This is a genomic window from Bythopirellula goksoeyrii (assembly GCF_008065115.1).
Taxonomy (GTDB): domain Bacteria; phylum Planctomycetota; class Planctomycetia; order Pirellulales; family Lacipirellulaceae; genus Bythopirellula; species Bythopirellula goksoeyrii.
Genome location: NZ_CP042913.1, coordinates 6191574 through 6209371 on the forward strand (window position 1 = coordinate 6191574; position 17798 = coordinate 6209371).

Annotated in this window: 17 protein-coding genes; 5 read left to right on the forward strand and 12 right to left on the reverse strand. The window is 54.8% G+C overall.

Annotated features, from left to right (window positions below; all coding sequences use genetic code 11):
- Positions 1–67 precede the first annotated feature (67 nt).
- The 4 genes from Pr1d_RS24515 to Pr1d_RS24530 all read right to left on the reverse strand — a co-directional run bounded on the left by Pr1d_RS24515 (position 68) and on the right by Pr1d_RS24530 (position 6337).
- Entirely contained in the window at positions 68–925 is an 858-nt protein-coding gene (locus Pr1d_RS24515; protein WP_148075990.1) for an HAD-IIA family hydrolase, read from the reverse strand.
- Positions 926–1295: 370 nt separating this feature from the next.
- Entirely contained in the window at positions 1296–1817 is a 522-nt protein-coding gene (locus tag Pr1d_RS24520; protein WP_148075991.1) for a hypothetical protein, read from the reverse strand.
- A 99-nt stretch (positions 1818–1916) separates the two neighbouring features.
- A complete protein-coding gene (locus tag Pr1d_RS24525; RefSeq protein WP_148075992.1) occupies positions 1917–5042 on the reverse strand; it encodes an efflux RND transporter permease subunit in 3126 nt (1041 codons plus the stop codon).
- A complete protein-coding gene (locus Pr1d_RS24530) occupies positions 5039–6337 on the reverse strand; it encodes an efflux RND transporter periplasmic adaptor subunit (protein ID WP_148075993.1) in 1299 nt (432 codons plus the stop codon). The genes Pr1d_RS24525 and Pr1d_RS24530 overlap by 4 nt, the downstream gene beginning before the upstream one ends.
- A 377-nt stretch (positions 6338–6714) precedes the next feature.
- Here Pr1d_RS24530 and Pr1d_RS24535 point away from each other — a divergent pair, with 377 nt between their 5' ends.
- Both Pr1d_RS24535 and Pr1d_RS24540 read left to right on the forward strand, forming a co-directional pair.
- Complete coding sequence (locus Pr1d_RS24535; RefSeq protein WP_148075994.1) at positions 6715–7167, forward strand: ion channel; 453 nt, start codon at positions 6715–6717, stop codon at positions 7165–7167.
- A gap of 218 nt (positions 7168–7385) precedes the next feature.
- On the forward strand, positions 7386–8192 hold the full coding sequence (locus tag Pr1d_RS24540) for a hypothetical protein (protein ID WP_148075995.1): 807 nt from the start codon (positions 7386–7388) through the stop codon (positions 8190–8192).
- 268 nt (positions 8193–8460) lie between these two features.
- Here Pr1d_RS24540 and ltrA read toward each other — a convergent pair whose 3' ends face one another.
- Both ltrA and Pr1d_RS24550 read right to left on the reverse strand, forming a co-directional pair.
- Positions 8461–9939: a group II intron reverse transcriptase/maturase gene (gene ltrA, locus Pr1d_RS24545; protein WP_148072169.1), complete on the reverse strand. Its 1479-nt coding sequence runs from the start codon at positions 9937–9939 to the stop codon at positions 8461–8463.
- Positions 9933–10304 (reverse strand): hypothetical protein, encoded by a 372-nt coding sequence (locus Pr1d_RS24550; RefSeq protein WP_148072168.1) that lies wholly within the window; start codon positions 10302–10304, stop codon positions 9933–9935. Before Pr1d_RS24550 ends, ltrA begins: the two co-directional genes overlap by 7 nt.
- A 199-nt stretch (positions 10305–10503) precedes the next feature.
- On the opposite strand from Pr1d_RS24550, the gene Pr1d_RS24555 reads away from it, so the two are divergent.
- The gene (locus tag Pr1d_RS24555) at positions 10504–12834 is read left to right on the forward strand and encodes a serine/threonine-protein kinase (RefSeq protein ID WP_148075996.1); all 2331 of its coding nucleotides are present in this window, start codon (positions 10504–10506) and stop codon (positions 12832–12834) included.
- 23 nt (positions 12835–12857) lie between these two features.
- On the opposite strand, the gene Pr1d_RS26435 is transcribed toward Pr1d_RS24555, so the two are convergent.
- Positions 12858–13418 carry a DMT family transporter gene (locus Pr1d_RS26435; RefSeq protein WP_238476587.1) on the reverse strand — a complete coding sequence of 187 codons (561 nt, stop codon included), beginning with the start codon at positions 13416–13418 and terminating at the stop codon, positions 12858–12860.
- Between Pr1d_RS26435 and Pr1d_RS24565 the strand changes: the two genes are divergently transcribed.
- Positions 13413–13943 carry a helix-turn-helix domain-containing protein gene (locus Pr1d_RS24565; RefSeq protein WP_148075997.1) on the forward strand — a complete coding sequence of 177 codons (531 nt, stop codon included), beginning with the start codon at positions 13413–13415 and terminating at the stop codon, positions 13941–13943. The genes Pr1d_RS26435 and Pr1d_RS24565 overlap by 6 nt on opposite strands.
- 44 nt (positions 13944–13987) lie before the next feature.
- Positions 13988–14353 carry a four helix bundle protein gene (locus Pr1d_RS26820; RefSeq protein WP_168205472.1) on the forward strand — a complete coding sequence of 122 codons (366 nt, stop codon included), beginning with the start codon at positions 13988–13990 and terminating at the stop codon, positions 14351–14353.
- Between the two features lie 31 nt (positions 14354–14384).
- Here the strand turns inward: Pr1d_RS26820 and Pr1d_RS24575 are convergent, their stop codons facing one another.
- The 5 genes from Pr1d_RS24575 to Pr1d_RS24595 all read right to left on the reverse strand — a co-directional run bounded on the left by Pr1d_RS24575 (position 14385) and on the right by Pr1d_RS24595 (position 17770).
- Positions 14385–14600 (reverse strand): hypothetical protein, encoded by a 216-nt coding sequence (locus Pr1d_RS24575; RefSeq protein WP_148075999.1) that lies wholly within the window; start codon positions 14598–14600, stop codon positions 14385–14387.
- 122 nt (positions 14601–14722) lie between these two features.
- Complete coding sequence (locus tag Pr1d_RS24580; RefSeq protein WP_148076000.1) at positions 14723–15883, reverse strand: phage major capsid protein; 1161 nt, start codon at positions 15881–15883, stop codon at positions 14723–14725.
- 175 nt (positions 15884–16058) lie between these two features.
- Positions 16059–16529: a hypothetical protein gene (locus Pr1d_RS24585; RefSeq protein ID WP_148076001.1), complete on the reverse strand. Its 471-nt coding sequence runs from the start codon at positions 16527–16529 to the stop codon at positions 16059–16061.
- A 96-nt stretch (positions 16530–16625) separates the two neighbouring features.
- Entirely contained in the window at positions 16626–17405 is a 780-nt protein-coding gene (locus tag Pr1d_RS24590; protein WP_148076002.1) for a hypothetical protein, read from the reverse strand.
- A gap of 182 nt (positions 17406–17587) precedes the next feature.
- Positions 17588–17770, reverse strand: coding sequence for a hypothetical protein (locus Pr1d_RS24595; RefSeq protein WP_148076003.1), 183 nt, complete (start codon positions 17768–17770; stop codon positions 17588–17590).
- Between the last annotated feature and the right edge of the window lie 28 nt (positions 17771–17798).

Sequence of the window (17798 nt, forward strand, 5' to 3'; positions counted from 1 at the left end):
CTCGAAAGTGATTCGCCTATTCAAGTAAATAATCTACCTATCCTTTGATCGGTTAGATTCCGATTCCTCAAGCGTGGGCCGCAATCCATTCCTGCAAGTCATGCGGGGTATCGTCCGCGCGCAATATGGGTGCGGGAAATATCTCCTCGAGATCTCGTGTGCGATCGGAAAGTTCTGCGACGGAATCCAGCACCAAGCCGGGGCAGTAGGCGAAGTTTCGTAGATCGCTCCGACGAGTTCCTCCCGAGAGCACTAGTACCGAGCGGTAACCCATCTGCACGGCGCCCAAAATGTCGGTCTCCATCGTGTCGCCGATCATGATAGTCTGGGACGTAGTGAGCCCCAGTTCCTTGCGAGCGATACGAAGCATCACCGGACTTGGCTTTCCCAGGGTGAATGCTTTCTTGCCTGTGGCGGTTTCCAGATAGGCAAGTGTTGCGCCGCATCCTGGTCGGGTGCCCGACTGCGTGGGGCAATTCGGGTCGAGATTGGTACCAATGAGTTTGGCACCCCCTAGAATCAGATCGACAGCATGCTCGAGCATCTCCAGGGTGATGGTCCGGGCTTCTCCCACTACTACATAGTCGGGCGACCGATCGACCACGGCGTAGCCATTTTCATGCAAGGCTTGCAGAAGTCCCCCTTCGCCGATTACGTAGGCCGTGCCATGAGGCTTCTGACGCGCGAGAAAGCGGGCCGTTGCCATGGCACAGGTAAAGACGTGGTGTTCGTCCACATCGATGCCCATCCGCACCAGCTTGATCGCCACATCGCGGCGGGTTCGCTGGCTATTGTTGGTGAGAAATAGGAAGGGAATCTGTTCTTCGAGCAGTCGCTCGATAAACTGTTTCGCACCAGGGATCAATTCTGAACCTCGGTAGATCACGCCATCCATGTCTACGAGGAAACCTAATGGGGAGCGCATACTATCATCCTTGTGAAATATGGTTATTCTGATGCCGTTGCGCCATTCATCGTCCTGAACGCAACAAGTGGACATTTGGGGTGGGGTGTCGGGGCGGGAGGTTTCGGAGGGAGTCGAACGAATTTGCAAACGGCGTACCATTCGGAGATTCTGCGACGTGCTTCCGTCGGAATAGCAAAATTCGCAATGATATTTCGAGTAGAACGAGTTTTCGTCCCTTCCGCTAAAACGCAAGCATGCAGCTATCAAAACGCAAAACATGAGCAGGTGGTGAACATAATTGAGGCAGCACTTGCACCCATCTGTTGCGAATTTCCTTCTCCGTTGCTTGTAGCCGATCCTGTGCAGGCACAGGTAGGAAAGGACAGGACTACTCCATCCAATTCACGTCCTTCAACGCCTTGCGAATCCGTGCCTTGACCGACGCAGCCTCTTCCTGCTGCCCCTCGGCAATCAGTGATGCGACTTTCTTGCGTAACTTCCTGTGCTGCGTTGCGAGAACGATCAGTCCGTTGTAGCTCCATGCGCGCACGAATTTATTGTCCTCGGAATCAAGAAATCCTGCGATTGTTTGAAAGAGAGGTTCAGCCTGCTGCGAAGTGACTCGCAATTGTGGCAGCATTTGCAGAAGGTGCAGTTTCGCTTCCCAAGGAGCAACTTTGTGCAGGAGATTCAGCAGTTGGTTATGCTGTGAGGCATTGAAGCTGACCCCACGCTCTTGCAAGCATTTGAGAACCCAGGTCGCTGCCGATTGCACATTCGACTCGTCACTCTCCACGCAGACGAGCAGCGTCCCTATTGCCTGAGTATCCCATTCACCTCGAAAGGCAAGTTCTTCCAATGGTTTGGTATGCTTACCATCGAAGTCTCGCAGAGCATCGAGAATTTCCATGGCTGAGTCCCAGTATTTACTCCTAAAAGAAAGCCCATATCTTGGCTGATGCAAACGTCCAGTTGCAAGCGGACATTCCAGAGGAAACTATCCGACAACCTAAACAACCCGATCTATCTCAGGTTTCCCCGCCGACCACTCGCTGATGCTGCGAAACACGACAAAGAATGTCGGAACAAACAACAGCGAGAAGAATGTTGCGGCGATCATGCCGCCGACAACGGCGTTGCCTACTGCCTGACGGCTGGCGGCGCCGGCACCACTCGAGAACAACAGCGGCAAGAAACCTAGGATGGAGGAAAACGCCGTCATCAGGATCGCTCTAAAACGCAGCCGGGCCGCTTGAGTTGCAGCCTTACTGATGTCCTGTCCCTTCTTCCGAAGTTCGCTGGCAAACTCCACGATCAAAATCGCGTTCTTACTGGCCAGTGCGACCAACAAGACCACCCCGATTTGCGTGTAGACATTATTGTCGGCATGGCGCAAGAACAGCACGACCACCACTCCCAGGGCGGCTAAGGGGACCACTGAAATAACGGCCGCGGGACTGGTCCAGCTCTCATACTGCGCTGCCAGCACCAAGAAGACGAACACCACTGCAAGTGCAAAAATGAAATATTGTTCGTTGCCAACCTGCTTTTCCTGGTACGACATTCCGGTCCATTCATAACCCATCGAAGGAGGCAAAGTCTTGTCGGCCATCTGTTCGACCAACTGCAGGGCCTGACCCGAGCTGAACCCCGGGGCAGCCTCCCCGTTGATCTGGGCACTGGGGTAAAGATTATATCGCTGAATGACTTGTGGGCCGAGTGTTTCCTCGACCCTTACAAAAGTTCCCAGCGGGAGCATGTCGCCATTTTGATTGCGAACATCAAGCTTCTTGATCGCATCGGGATCCAAACGAAACTGGTGATCCGCCTGTAAGCGGACCTGATAGGTCCTTCCAAACTGATTGAAGTCGTTCACGTAGGTTGAACCAAGATATGCCTGCAATGTGTTGAAGACCGACGTCAGCGGGACGCCGAGCGTTTTCACCTTTGTGCGGTCGATATCGACAAACAACTGCGGCACAGATGCGCGGAAAGTAGTGTTGACCGCCTGCAGCCCAGTCTGGCCATTGCCAGCCTCAACCAGTTCCCGTGCCACAGTCTGCAACTGTTCAAGCCCCGCGTTACCACGATCTTGCAACTGCAACTGGAAACCACCGGCGTTGCCTAAGCCATCGATTGCCGGCGGTACAAAGGCGATCACAAATGCGTCGCGAATTTTTCGAAACTCTTTTCGCAGGTGATTCACGATCGCATCCTGACTGAGCTCTGGTGTGGTCCGCTCATCCCAGGGCTCATACACCACAGCCACCATGCCGTTGTTCGAGCCGTTGGTGTTGCTCAAAATCGAGAACCCCGTGATCATCACCCAGTCGGCGATCCCCGGCGTCTCTTTGAGAATCGTGTTAATGTGGTCCATCACCTCTTGGGTACGACCGATGGCCGCCGCGTCAGGCAACTGAACATTCACAAAGGCGTAGCCCTGATCCTCGGTGGGGAGAAATCCCGTCGGCAGTCGGCTAAAACCCCAACCAGTGAGTGCTACAAGTCCGCCAAACACCATCAGTGACACAACCAAGCGACGGACAATACTTACGCCCACCGCACCATACACACTGGCAATGCGTTCAAACACATTGTTGAACGCGCGGAAAATGATATTTCGCTTGGCCGGCGCAGGTCGCATGAGAATCGCACATAGTGCGGGACTCATCGTCAAAGCATTGATCGAACTGATCACCACTGCTGCTGAGATCGTGAGCGAAAATTGCCGATAAAGCTGCCCGGTGATGCCCCCCATGAATGCCGTGGGAACGAACACGGCCAGCAGCACCAAGGTAGTGGCGATCACTGGTCCTGTGATTTCTTCCATCGCCGCCAAGGCAGCTTCTTTGGAAGTCATCCCTTTGTCAATGTTCGCGGCAGTGCTTTCCACCACCACGATCGCATCGTCTACCACAATTCCGATTGCCAGCACGATGCCGAACAGGGTGAGCATGTTGATCGAAAAACCCATCGCCGCCATGAAAGCAAATGCCCCAATGAGCGAGACGGGAATTGCTGCACATGGAATCAGCGTTGCCCGCCAATCTTGGAGAAAAATGTAAATCACCAACACCACCAAGACCACAGCAATGAAAAGTGTCTCATAAACCTCGGCGATCGAGGCATGCACAAACCGGGTTGTGTCGAACGGCACAGCATATTTCATTCCCGCCGGGAAGCTCTTGCTCAGCCGTTTCAAGGTCGCTTCAATCTTGGAAGCCACTTCGAGCCCGTTGGCCCCTGGCAATTGGTAAACAGCAATCGTCGCGCAGGGATCGCCATTGAAACTGGACTGCCAATTGTAGCTCTTGGCGCCCCGTTCCACGCGGGCCACATCGCGGACTCGAATGATCCGCCCCCCTGGCGACGCCTTAACGATCAAATCCTCAAACTCACTGGCTTCTGACAGCCGCCCCTTGGTATTTACCACCAACTGAAAGGCAATATCATCCGGGGCAGGTGGCTCGCCAATACGACCGGCGGCAACTTGTACGTTTTGTTCCTGAACCGCTTTGACCACGTCTTCGGTGGTAAGTTGCCGGGCCTTGAGCCGCTCGGGATCGAGCCAGATCCGCATGCTGTATTCTTCAGCCCCAAAAACCTTAATCGATCCGACACCAGGGATGCGACTCAATTCATCGTTGATGTTGATCTTCACATAGTTGCTCAAGTACAACGCATCAATTCGAGGATCGGTCGACGAAAAGGCGATAAACTGCAAAATACTTGTGGATTGTTTCTTGGTCGTGACTCCTTGTCGACGCACCTCTTCGGGAAGTTTTGGCGTAGCAATCGACACCCGGTTCTGCACTAGCACGGTCGCCATGTCGATGTCTGTGCCGATATTAAACGTCACGTTCAGCGCATATGATCCGTCATCGGCCGAAGTAGATGACATATAGATCATCCCCTCAACACCGTTGACTTCCTGCTCGATCGGGGCCGCGACAGTCTCCGCCAATACCTGGGCATTGGCACCTGGATAGAAACAGGTCACCTGTACCGTAGGGGGAGCAATTTCAGGAAATTTCGCCACGGGTAACCCAAGCTGCGCAACCGCGCCTGCGATCATGATCACAATCGAGATCACACTGGCAAAAATTGGTCGATTTATAAAGAATCGCGAAATCATGGGTGTGCGACAGTCCCTTCTTCCGCAGAACTCGTGGCCTTGGACTTCTCGACCGGTGTTACCACCGCCCCAGGTCGTGACATTTGGATCCCTTCGACGACGACCCGATCCTCTGGCGTCAAATCACCACCGCTCACGATTTGCATTCTATTGAATTTTCCGCCCAAGGTGACACGTTTCATCTCGACTTCGTTCTTGTCATTGACCACTAAGAGATAAGCACCTCCTTGATCACGGCCCACAGCAGTTTCGCTTACCAATAAAGCAGGCTTTTTCTGCATCGGGATACTAATCCGCACGAACGCTCCAGGAGAGATTAATTCGTCGGGGTTGTCGAACCGTGCACGCACAAGAAACGTCCCCGTACTTTCATCGAGCGCCAAGTCCGCAAAGTCGATTATCCCTTGATGCGGATAGCCCTCCTCGTCTCCGAGGCCCAACATCACGGATCGCGCCTCCCCTCCAGATTTGGTGCTCGACATACTGCGATCCTGAGCGATCCGTTCGCGATTGAAACGGAGAAAATCTTGCTCGCTCACTGTGAAATATGCGTAAATCGGATCGGTCCGCACGACCGTTGTCAGTAGCTTGGTGCTGGGAGTACCTACTAGACTCCCCACGTCGAAATTCTTTTGTCCCACGCGACCGGCAATCGGTGAATGAATTTCAGTGTAGCTTAAATTCAATTCAGCCTTCGTGACTTCGGCATCGGCGACGGCGATTTCCGCTTCCGAGGAGGCGATGGCTGCCTGGGCTGATTCAACGGCCGCATCAGCGGTCATCACGGCCGTGCGCCGCATATCGATCTCTGCTTCGGTGACCGCCCCGGGAGAACGGGATTGTGCATCTTCGACGCGGCGGAGTTGGGTCTTCATGTTTGCTAGTTCGGCGTCGGCTCGAGATAGCTCGGCCTGGGAACTTTTTCGACGAGCCTGAGCCAATGCCAGACTTGCCTTCGCTTGGGCTAGCACCGCTGCAAAAGGTTTCGGATCAATCCGCGAAAGCAATTGATCATGCTTAACGTCGGCACCATCTTCGAATTCAATTGCATCTAAAAAACCTTCGACGCGTGCCAAGATTTCGACCGCTTCGAATGCCTTGGTTGTGCCGGTGTAGTCGCGGGTTTCAACGATCTCTTCCGCGACAGGATGAGCGACCGTCACCTTCGGCGGTGGTGGAGCAACATAGGTATTCTTACCCTTCTCACAACCAACAACAGCCAACAAAGCCAGGCAAGTCCCGTAGAGTATTAGCGAACTGCATGACGAAATCTTAGGCCAACTTGGAAAAAGCATCTTTCAACTCCTCGCAGGACCCACTTGTTGCAGCGGACGCGACTGGACAGAATGTGACGGTTGGATGGACCGTAGGCGCTGTCCACTCGCGATTGTAATAATAGTAATACTATAGTGCATAATGGCGACAACTTGCATCAATCAGACGAACTTAGGCAAGATCACTGACAGGCAACCTTTCTGATAGTCAATTTTAGCCCGTACATTCAGCGTAAATCAGGTAGTCGGAACCGATCACAGGACGAGAAAGGCAATTCCAAGTTTGGCTCCTCGCCAGAATTTACCCACAGATTCTGGTGAGGAGCCAGTAATTTGGAAGTCCTGTCGAAATTACGTGGAACCTTGATGAAAGGCGTCAAATGAGTTAGGAAAGACGCATGATCGCCAATCTCTTCTATAGCAGTCTTATCATCGTGTGCTGCGTCTTCATCCAAACTTTGTTTGTGGCCATACTCTTACGGATCTTCATTCGACTGGATGAAAAAGGCCTGATTCGAATGTCGATTTTTCGTAGTTCTTTGCTGCTTTCACTCATCACTCTTATTATGTTAATAGGCAACTTGGTTCAAATTGCGATCTGGGGTGGCTTTTTTATAGTTATCGGTGAATTCAGTGACATGTTTCAGGCTTTCTCCCACTCGGCGGTCAACTTCACTACTCTCGGATATGGAGACGTTGTAATGTCTCAAGAGAGGCGAATCTTAGGCGCACTTGAGGCAGCCAATGGTATGGTTATGTTTGGCGTGACAACCAGCGTGCTTTTCTCGTTCATGTCGATACTTATCAAGCGTCGCTCGATTAAGGAATCGCGAAGTCTGCCAATCGAATGATTCATGATCGGTCGCGCTAGTCAGCAACTTTTTATTAAAGGAAACCTATGCCACGAATTAAGCATCTTCAGTCCGAAATCAGGCCGCCAAGCGATGTAGTCGGCGGGAGCTTTCATAGATTTCTCCTGATAGTACGATTCCGCTTGTGTACTTTCTTTACCAAATCTGCTAAAGTGATACTCCTCTTATCGCGGGCCATCACTCGAAGGAGGTGTCTCATGCGTCGCGTAACTTGTCTGGCCAGTCTGCTTGAAATACTCACTCTGCTCTCACTCGGACTGCAATCGGCTTCGGCTCAGCCGCCCGATTTGCTTCGCTCCTATCGATTCATTCCCCGATTGAGCACGTTGCATCAAACGGGCGGGCTTATCGGGACTGATTTCCACATGCCCATCTCCGGGCCGTACGATTTCATCACGGGTTATCAGGGGAGCGATTCTCCGCTGCCTTCGCTCAATCCTTATGCGCAATTCGCCAATGTCGAAGCTACCGTGCAACATCCTTTCTACATGGAGCCGCACAACATTGACAATTTCTTGAATCTGTCCGGCTTGGACGGAACCCCCGTTCATCATGGCCCGCATGGGCTGGTTGTCTATCACTTCAGCGGATTCGATTCTCAAGAATCCCGAGTCGATCTGCATGTCGCCACCTTCCGGCGCTGGATGTTCATGCGAGGAGGGACCGAGCCCCTTTGTTGCGATTTCTTTGGGTACGACATCAAGGCGATTGCGCGACAGATTCCCTATGGTGATTTCGACGACGATGGGAATGTCGGCGCGTCGGATCTCGCTGCTTGGCAGTCCGGACACGACGCCGCAGGTAACGTGCTCGGCGGTCGCGACTTTCTCAGTTGGCAACGTTCCTACGGTGAGACGGCGCCCTCGATCGGCGAGTTCGATGCCATGCTTGATGCAGCGCTAGTTGCCAGCGGCAATGCTGCGATTAGTGCAATTCCGGAACCAGCGAGCTTGATATTGATTGCGGGGTTCGCGATGGCGTTGGTCAACGCTCGGCGTCGCTAGAATTTTTAGCTCTCTCTTTCAGAGCTAAGATGAGGCATGGTATTCATTTTCCCAGGGCGGCGTTCTGACTTCGCTGTTGCTTGTAGGATCTTGCCCTGGGTATCAATTCAAGAAACCCGGCTAGCCCTGAAAGGGCGTGCTGGTTCTCTTGAAGAGCCTCTCTACGCGCATCGATCCGCCCGGTCGAGTAGGCCCGGGGGATCTCTCCCCCAAGCCTCTCACAGAACCGGACTTGCGGGTCACGCATCCGGCTCTTCAAGTTGCTGCCTTAGGTTTCAAACAGTCGTTGCTGTTTGATGAAGACCTGTCGGGAAGGGTTCAAGGCATGCCAACGGTCGGTGAGCGGCATCAATCGTTCGGCGAACCAGGCGTTGGAATACGCCTGATGGATGCCATAGCTGACACTGCGTCTCCAAACGCCAGCACGAGTGAAGGCGGTCTTAGCCGCCGACTTCCGAGAAACGCCACGTGTTTGCAGGTGGCGGAACAGATACCGGTCCCGCTTCTTCTGACGAATGATAATCGCCCGAATACGACGCCGAATGTGGGCGTCGAACTTGTGGAGCGGTCGCAGGGAATCTTCGGTACACAACCGAAAGTATCCAATCCATCCTCGCAGGTAGCGTTCGGTTCTCTCGAAGCACGTCGACAGCGATTGACCCCAGACTCGTGGCGTTAGCTCACGAATACGGGCATCCATTCGCTCCTTAGTTCGGCGAGAGATTGCCACCATGACTTGGCCCTCGGCATTCTTGCCGAGTTGAAAGCCGAGGAAAGTTAGATAATTCGGACCCGTGACGGAACTCTTGTCTTCATTGACCAGCAGACGCAAGCGTCTATCAATGAATTTACTGACGGAGTCCATCACCCGACGACCGGCACGTTCGCTTTTCACGAACACGCTGAAGTCGTCGGCGTAACGCACGAACCGAAGTCCACGACGTGCCAGTTCCCAATCGAGTTCGTCAAGAACTACATTGGAAAGTAGCGGAGAAAGCGGACCACCTTGCGGTGCGCCTTCGGTCGTGGCCGTTCGTGTGCCATCGGGCAACACAACCTTCGCCTTGAGCATGCCATGCACTAGCTTTAGGAGACGCCCATCCTTTACGTGGTTCGCCAAGCGGTTTAATAGCCGCTGGTGGTGAACACGATCGAAGAACTTTGAAAGGTCAATATCGACCGTCCAGGCATATCCTTCTGCCAGATATTGCTTGGCCGCAGCAATGGCCGTTTGTGCACCACGCCTCGGACGGAATCCGTGACTGCTGTCGTGAAACGTCGGCTCGAAGATCGGCTCCAAAACTTGGAGTACGGCCTGCTGAACCCAGCGGTCCACGACATTCGGAATACCTAGGCCCCGATGCCCGCCACCGGACTTGGGAATCCAGACCCGGCGAATGTCGCCAGGCAGGTAGGTACCCGAAAGCAATTCACGGCGTAGCTGAGCAAGCAGTTGGGGCGAAGCCTCAACCACTTCCCGTACACCACGTCCGTCCACACCTGCCGCACCTTTATTGCGCGCGACGTTAAGCAACGCCCGGGCCAAATTAGACACCGAGGCTACTTGTTCCAGTGACCGACTTGTGTCGTCGGCTACCCAGGTGGCTGGATGATCTACCTCCTTGGTATTCGCTCTGAGCAGCAGGTGCGACTTTCCCTTGGATTCGTCCGAGGTTCTCTCGTCCTTGCCCCCATGCGGGCTGTCGGCAAACGCGAAAGCCAGTTGGCATGTTCCAGCACTTAACAACTTGTCGCCCCCTTCGCTCCACCGGCATTACCCAGCTTCAGCACTACTATGGGGCGATCCGACTTCTCTGCGGGCATCAACCGGTCGTCGTTGCCTTCTTCCGGAATACCGATAGGCGGACCCGCAGAGATCTCCTGGGGTAAGATCGAACAATGTCCTGCCGCCTCCGCCCTCACTACTCCTCGGCCACCAACGGATATCGGGCGTCGCGCTGGAAGGCACGCTAACCCAGGTCCGAGAAGCCCGTTTGAGGGTTCACTTACGTTCGGTGCTGCAGTTCGGCTACGGCTTCCTCCCCACACGCCCTCGCGGGATAGACTTCGATTGTCCAATGTCCAAACTCCGTCTCGTGCAGTTGCTTTCACCTCGTGGTTACCTCCGTTAGGATCCACAGGGGACTTCCACCCTCAATCGCTCGACCATGCCCAGCGCACCCTCAAGGGCTACGCGATTCGGCGGAATTTTCAAATATGCGCCAGCATTTTGCCCACAATCATTCTCGCCATGGTAAGATAAGGATTTGGTACCAATCACTAGACGAACCTCCTTCTGAAGAACATTTTTATGGCCGAAGAAGCCGAGAAAACACCGCAGTCGGGCCTGACCAACGACGACCGCTACGACGCCACCCTGCTCTTTGAGCCCAATGCGGATATCTCGCGCCAGGAACAAGACATCGCGCTTGCGGCAGAGCTTTTGCAGTCTGGACTGGTTAATGAGCGCGAAATCGCGGCAGCTGTTTCCGATTGGTCGATGTACGGTAGTCTTTCGCTGGCTCAACACTTGGAGAACCGTGACCTTCTCACGGCGGAGCAAATCGAGATGCTCATTATCCGTGCTGCCACGCGTATCGATCGCGCGCGCCAGAGCATCGCGGGAGGAACGGAAATGCCCGCGGCAGGCCAGAGCATGCTGCTGGCAACGCTGGAGCGGCTCGACGGATCAGGTCGTGTTGCAAAACTATTGGGTGTGACCGTTGCTGCTCGGGCTGGCGAAAACGATGCCCGCGAGATGCAGGGTCGCTACGAAATCATTCGCAAGCTTGGTCAAGGCGGACTGGGGCGTGTGTGGCTCACACGGGATGTGAATCTCAATCGCCATGTCGCGCTGAAGGAAATCAGTCATGGGGCAAACGCGTCTGAGATCGCAATCGAACGTTTCAAACACGAAGCAGAGATCACTGGTCGGCTCGATCATCCCAGCATCGTGCCAATTTATCAACTTGGCGAAGACCTTCAGTCGGGACGAGCATTCTACACCATGCGCTTCCTCGGCAGATCGACGCTACAAGATTCAATTAGCGAGTATCACGAGCGACGCGAGGAGGGGGACGAAGATCCCATGCTGCTGAGGCGACTCTTGGGCGCCTTCGTCAATGTGTGCCATGCGATCGGCCATGCCCATTCGCGCAAAGTTATTCATCGCGACCTGAAGCCCGAGAACGTGGTGATCGACAATTTTGGACAGGTTATCGTCATCGATTGGGGGCTGGCCAAGGTGATTGACGATGCCTCGGTCGAAAGTCTTATGGATTCGACGGCAATGGGAAGCGCGGACCGCACAAACGAGGGGCAAGTGCTGGGAACACCGCTGTTCATGGCACCGGAACAGGCGGCGGGACGACTCGATGAGTTGGATCAACGGACCGACATCTACGGTCTGGGATCGATTCTCTTTGCCATCGTCACCGGCTATGCCCCGCACGAAAAAACCCAAAAGGAATCGATTGATTCGGGTGTTGGCGCACGGGGGATGATCAGCACGATTGCCAGTGGCGTCACACCACTGGCACGCGATGTCCATGCGAATGCAGACCCTGCCCTGGAAGCCATCTGCCGCAAGGCAATGGCACGTCGCCGTTACGCTCGGTATCAAAGTGCGTCAGAGCTGGCCGAGGACGTGCAACGTTGGATGGCTGGCGAGCCGGTCACTGCCTACCAGGAAACTTCCTGGCAACGCGTGAACCGCTGGATCTCACAGCATCAGCGTCTGTCGCAATCGCTTATCGGTGCAGCGATGGTGATTCTCGTTGCACTAACCACACTGGGAATGGCAGCTCGGCAAAGGCACCAGGCAGAATGGCACAATCGATATTCCGAAATGGAGGGAGATGTCCGCGAGGTCTCATTACATTTGCAGGGAATCGCGAAAGACATGTCTCAGGATGTTCGCTTTCTTTCTTCGCTCCCCCCGATTCAAGGTCTGGTCAATGCACTCAGCGGTGTAGAAGGAGAAAGCGAAGACGTTTGGCGCCCTCGACTCGAAACGATATTTAAAGGCATGCTCGGTTTGAATTCCGACTACCTCGCGCTCTCCTTTGAAGAAATGAAAGGCGAGGGAGTTGTAGACCTTGTACGCGTCGAACGTAGCCCAGCCGATCCCACTTTGATTCGCGTGTTGCCGGAGAGCCGACGTCAAATGGTCGAAACGGATGAACTCATGAATGAGGTCTCCACACTGGACCCCGGCGATGTACGGTTGTCGTTGGCAAAACGTGGTCGCCACACCAATGATGCGACCAGTGTGGAACGCTTTTCCGCCGCCACTCCCGTCTATGGCGATAATTCTGGAGAGTGCTTTGGCATGACCGTCATCGAAACGGACATCGCACGAAGAATCCAGGAAGTTCTCCGCGGCCTGGGATCTGTTGATTGCGACATTTACATTGCTGACGGGAGCGGCAACCTTTGGGCGTCGACCAAACCAGAGCAAGGAGTACGCATGGCACATCAGGGAGAAACCATCCCCGATCTCCCTAAACAGGTTGCCGAACAAATGGCCCATGAAGGAGAGTCGTTTGAATTGCATAGCGAAGACGAATATGTCGCCCAGCGATTCTATATCGACCCCCAGGCTCGTGGTGTCACGATTTTTGCGCGCTTGCCGGAAGAATAGAGCATGGGCGAGGCATCGCGGTTCTAGTGCTCGAAAGCCTTTAGCCCAATGATTCCTGCTGCGATTAATCCCACGCTTGCCATTCTGGCCGCAGTTGCCGGCTCGGAAAACGCGATGATGCCGAGTACAAAGGTCCCGATCGTGCCGATCCCCGTCCAGACGGCATAGGCAGATCCCATCGGGATGGTCCGCTGGGCGATAAGGAGAAACAACCCACTCAGCGCCATCGAGATGATCGCCAGAGCAAGTGGCATGGGCCGGATCCCCTGTTCGTTCCAGCCTAGTTTCAGACCCAAGGGCCAACCCATCTCGAACAAACCTCCTATGATCAGATACAGCCAAGCCATGGAATCTCCTTTGATTTCGTGTTGATTAGCGTCTGCATTGTAAGCCGCGATGCGCAGCGCCAGCGCAGCAGAGCGCGTTTTGACATGGCGACCGAGGACGCGCTCTGCTGCGCTGGCGCTGCGCATTGCGGCTAACGAGAAGTATCCCCCACTTGACTCGGTACACCTATTAGTGTACATACGTTTATATTCGTCAAGGGGCGTTTTGTACTCTTTCTGGTAGGCAACGTCATGCATACGACACAATCTGAGACTCAACTGCACGGGCTGCGACTGCTGCCGGGGGCGAATATTCGGCGGTTGATGGCCCGACTGGATATGACCCTGCAAGATGTGGTGGGCGCCACGGGACTCGATGAGCGGACCCTGCGGAGCATGTTGCAGGGGTCCACCCGGCCTCATGCGCGTACGTTGCACAAATTGGCTCATGGCCTGGGCGTTGCCACCGACGAGCTGTTTCAGGATCCGTTCGGCAATGGTCAGGCAGCCTTCGATCGGGCCACCAATCCGCTCGTTGCCGATGTGATCGACAGTCATCCCGAGATGTTCGACGACTGGCACAGCACGGACTACGAAGAACTCTTCAGCCGCATGGGGGTCGGCGGCGAGTTGACCGAGGAGGGAACCCTCTCCGCGGCGATCGCAATGAATGCTCGCCGCGAGTTGCAGTACCAGGTGTCGGTGATTCTGGAAACCGGCGAGGCTGATTTATTGCGGGAATTTGTCGGAATGTTGTTTCGGCGGGTGACGGAGGTGGGGTGAGTGGTTTGTAGTTAGTGGTGAGAGAATGGGAGGTAATGATTGGAATGAGTGATTTCAAGCAGCTTGAGGCGTGGAAGCAATCAATGCAGTTAGTAGACCAAGTTTATGATCTGTGCAAACTCTTACCAACTGATGAACGATATGGCATTATCTCTCAGATGCAAAGATGCTCTATCTCGATACCTGCCAACTTAGCTGAAGGATGTGGCCGTGATTCGACAAAAGATTTCCTGAGGCACGTTGCCATATCCCGCGGTTCCCTCGCAGAACTCTCTACCTTCTTGACGTTTGTCCAACGACGCCGTTTCGTTACACCAGAATCTGTGACAACAATAGAAGAGCAGCTTGAGACCTGCGCCAAGCTACTCGGAGGATTACGTCGCTCCCTTCGCAGAAAGCTTAATCTCTAACCACCAACCACAAACCACCAACCACACAATCTTACGTCGTTCCTTCTGAGCGAACCTCAAACGGCTCGTAGCCTGCGAGTTTCTCGTCACACCAATCAACAGTTTGCTCGAGTCGGCTCACAAGTTCAGCCCAGGTAACATCCTCTGATCCGAATTGATAACCCGTACTGGGATCCGCGTGCATATCCGCCAATTGCGCTAGCGTAAGTGTGCGGATAGTTTCGATTTGCTCGACGTCGCTTGGCATGGCTGAACTCTCCGAAGGACTGTGTCAGAAGAACATTTTATTCGTAGCCGTCGGCGGAAGCCGATGGACGATGCAGGAAAAACACCCCCGCCCTCCGGCGGGAGCTAGAACCTAAGACGCACTTAGCCAGTACACTTCACTACGAAGCGAGGATTCAATACTGCGGCCGCGCCGCGTTCGCTTGCTTTGAAACGCAGTACGATGTCGTTGTTGAAATCGGCTTCGCTGTTGACCGGGGCCTGCGTGACGGTGATCGGCCAGTTCTCCATGTAGGCAAACGCCTTGGCGAGATCGCCGATGAACCAGTACTTCCGCGCATCGGCAGCATCCACGCCGGAGGCAATCACCCGGCGATAGGCCAGTCGACTCTCCTCGACGCGGTAGTTGCCCAGCGGGTTGCTGGCGCGTGTACTGGTTTCACTTCCACTAGCGGTGTATTCGATCTCCGCCGCTTTGAACACACGATGGGCCGCGTGACGATAAGCAGGCATCACCAGCACCGTCGTCCCCCGCACCAAGACAGGCTCCTCGGTATGCGGATCGAGAATCTCCGCGAACAACTGTTCAGCCGCGTCGACATTGGTCCAATCCACCAGTTCGTTGCTCGCAAGCGTATTGACCCACGGCCCAACCGTTTGGTAGGTGTCATAGCTCGTGCCATTGGTCTTGTAGTTATTGGTCGCCCCAATGACGAGATCCAAGAGCCGCTTTTCCTTGTTGAGGCCCAGAATCTCGCCGACTTCCGCAGCCCGACTGAGCACCAAGTGGGTGCGGTCAAAGAAGATTGCTTCTTTGGTCACTGGCACGATGAACCCCCGCTTGGCGGTGGCTGGTGTTTCGATGTAATCCTGGCCGAAGCCCAGATTCGGATACGGCATTCCTGGCCCGACCTCGTCGATGTTGTCGGCAACACGAGTGGCGCCGGGAATCTTTTCTCCATCGAGCCGCGTAGGAATCGTCTGTACGAGTTTCGATACGACAAACGCCTCTTGCGTATAGGCATCGAGGATCTTGGAGTACACGACCTGCCCAGTGACGTTCAGAAACGCTGTGACATCAACGCCGTCCGAGGCTTCCATCATGCTTACTTGCCCACTGTTGCGCGGGTCGAGCATCCGCAACCACTGTCGACCATCAGGCACCAACGCCTCAGCCAAATCGCGGAGTGAAAAATCTTCGGCCGTCAGATGCCGTTCGCGCAGGGCTTCCGACAAGTGGTCGACCGTGCGGTCGGCGCCGTCCAATTCATAGCGTCGTTTGAGTTCTCGATAATTGAGTGACACGATTGATGTCTCCTTGTTTGTTGGTTGCTGATTCATTCCACTGGCGAGCCGGGGCGTCCTCGCCCCCGGTCTATGCCGCCCTTGAACTTACATTGAAAGCGAAGTAGATCGGGCTTGGGGACGGGCCGGCTCGCCGTTAATTGCTCCGGGCGCTTACGCTTACGGCTCGCCTTGGTTAAGCCGCCACTTGTGGGCCACCCTTGGCGACAGTGCTGACCACGTCGACCAACACTTTGGTCGCGGCGGGTGATACGCGTTTCATGCAGCGGCCGAGGGCAAGATTGGCGGTCGCGACACCGTCGACAATTTGAGCACCGAGAGTTCCCGCACCGGCATCGCTGCCGCCGACCAAGTCGCCCAGTTCGAACGTTGCTGACGCGCAGTCAAACTCGAACACACCGGAGGTCGCGATTCGAATCGCCTCGGTCGACCCTACCGGCGAGCATTGCATCGCAATGCCGAGAAATTCGTCATGAAATGCCTCTTGAGTAGCGGCCAGGGTACCCTGATCAGACAAGGCGGAAGCAGGCAACACATCGCCGCTGTTTAAATACAAGAGGTCGCCAATTTCGATCGCCGTGGCCGAGCCCACGGGCAACATGATCGGATTGGTATCCCCGTAACGCCATCGCATCGTATTCGCCATTTGAAATTCTCCTGTGTGAAGTGGTTGATGATAGGTAGGCCGGAACAAGCCGTGCGCAGTTCCGGCAATCGATCGATACACAATGCCAGAACAGCGCTATCGCTCGTTCCGGCCTACAATTCGCAGCGATCGCGCGAAGTCGCGCGGATTCGCCTCTTGCCGACGATTGGATTCAACGAGTGCCAATTGGTCGCGCGATCGGGGACCGGTCACCACATCGAGGCGGCGTTCTAGTTCCGCGATTCTGGGCAAGACCTGCTCCTCCAAAGTGTGTGCTTCGATCTCTGCCAAGAGATCCGGCCGATGCAGCCGCAAGGTTTCGAGCGTCAGCGAGTCCCACTGAACCTTGGCAGGCTTCTCGAAAACTTTCTTTTGCTCGAACAATCCTTGAGTCGTCGCCGGATCGGCGACGAGATCGACGCTCTGCACGCGAGTGATTTCTTCAACGACAAGACCCGCATCGGTTCGCGAAGTCCGCGCCTGGACATTGTGCGAAAAGCCAACATTTCGCGGATTGTGCTCAGCGTCCCACACCAATTGCTCCGCCAGGGCATGCCGGGGATTGAAGTGCAGATTGCCAAAGAGCCCTTCGCCGGCGCGAAATTCGACACCGCGAATCGTGCCGAGACGGTCCTGATAATCCCGCGGCGCGAGTGGCCCCTCCTTCGGATGATTCACATTCACGCGGGCCTCTTCATAGAGCGGCATCGCCTGCTCAAGTGCCGCCTCGCGGTAGGTTCGTCCATTGCGGGAACTGAGCCCGAGGAGTTTCACTCCTGTGAGGACTCCTGCCTCGCGATCTATTCGCAAATCGACTCCCCGCGAGTCAATGAATTCTTGCAATGTTTCAAGCTGCTTCTCGATTGTCGTTGGCATTGGTTAGTCTCCCTGATTGCACAAAAAAAGCCCCGATCGAAACACACTTGTGTGTGTCTCAATCGGGGCTGGAACTTGATACCACTGGTTAAGGTGGCTCTGTCGGATACCTGTTGTCTAGTTGCGAGTTTCGAGCTACGAGTTTCGAGTCCTACAACTCGCGCCTCGCAACTCGTCACTCATCACTTAATCATTCTCTCCACCGTGACTCGCGAGTACTGGATATGCCCATCTTGCACGGTGATCGTCACGCTGGCCGAGCCATGAAACCCGGCGACGCAGGCGTTTTCTAGTAGTCGCTGGAATTCGGCTTGCGCTTGTCGGCGTCGGTCGCTCGGCGGTGAGTTGGCTTTCGTTCTTGTCATGCGTGTGAATCTAGCAAATTCGCAGCGC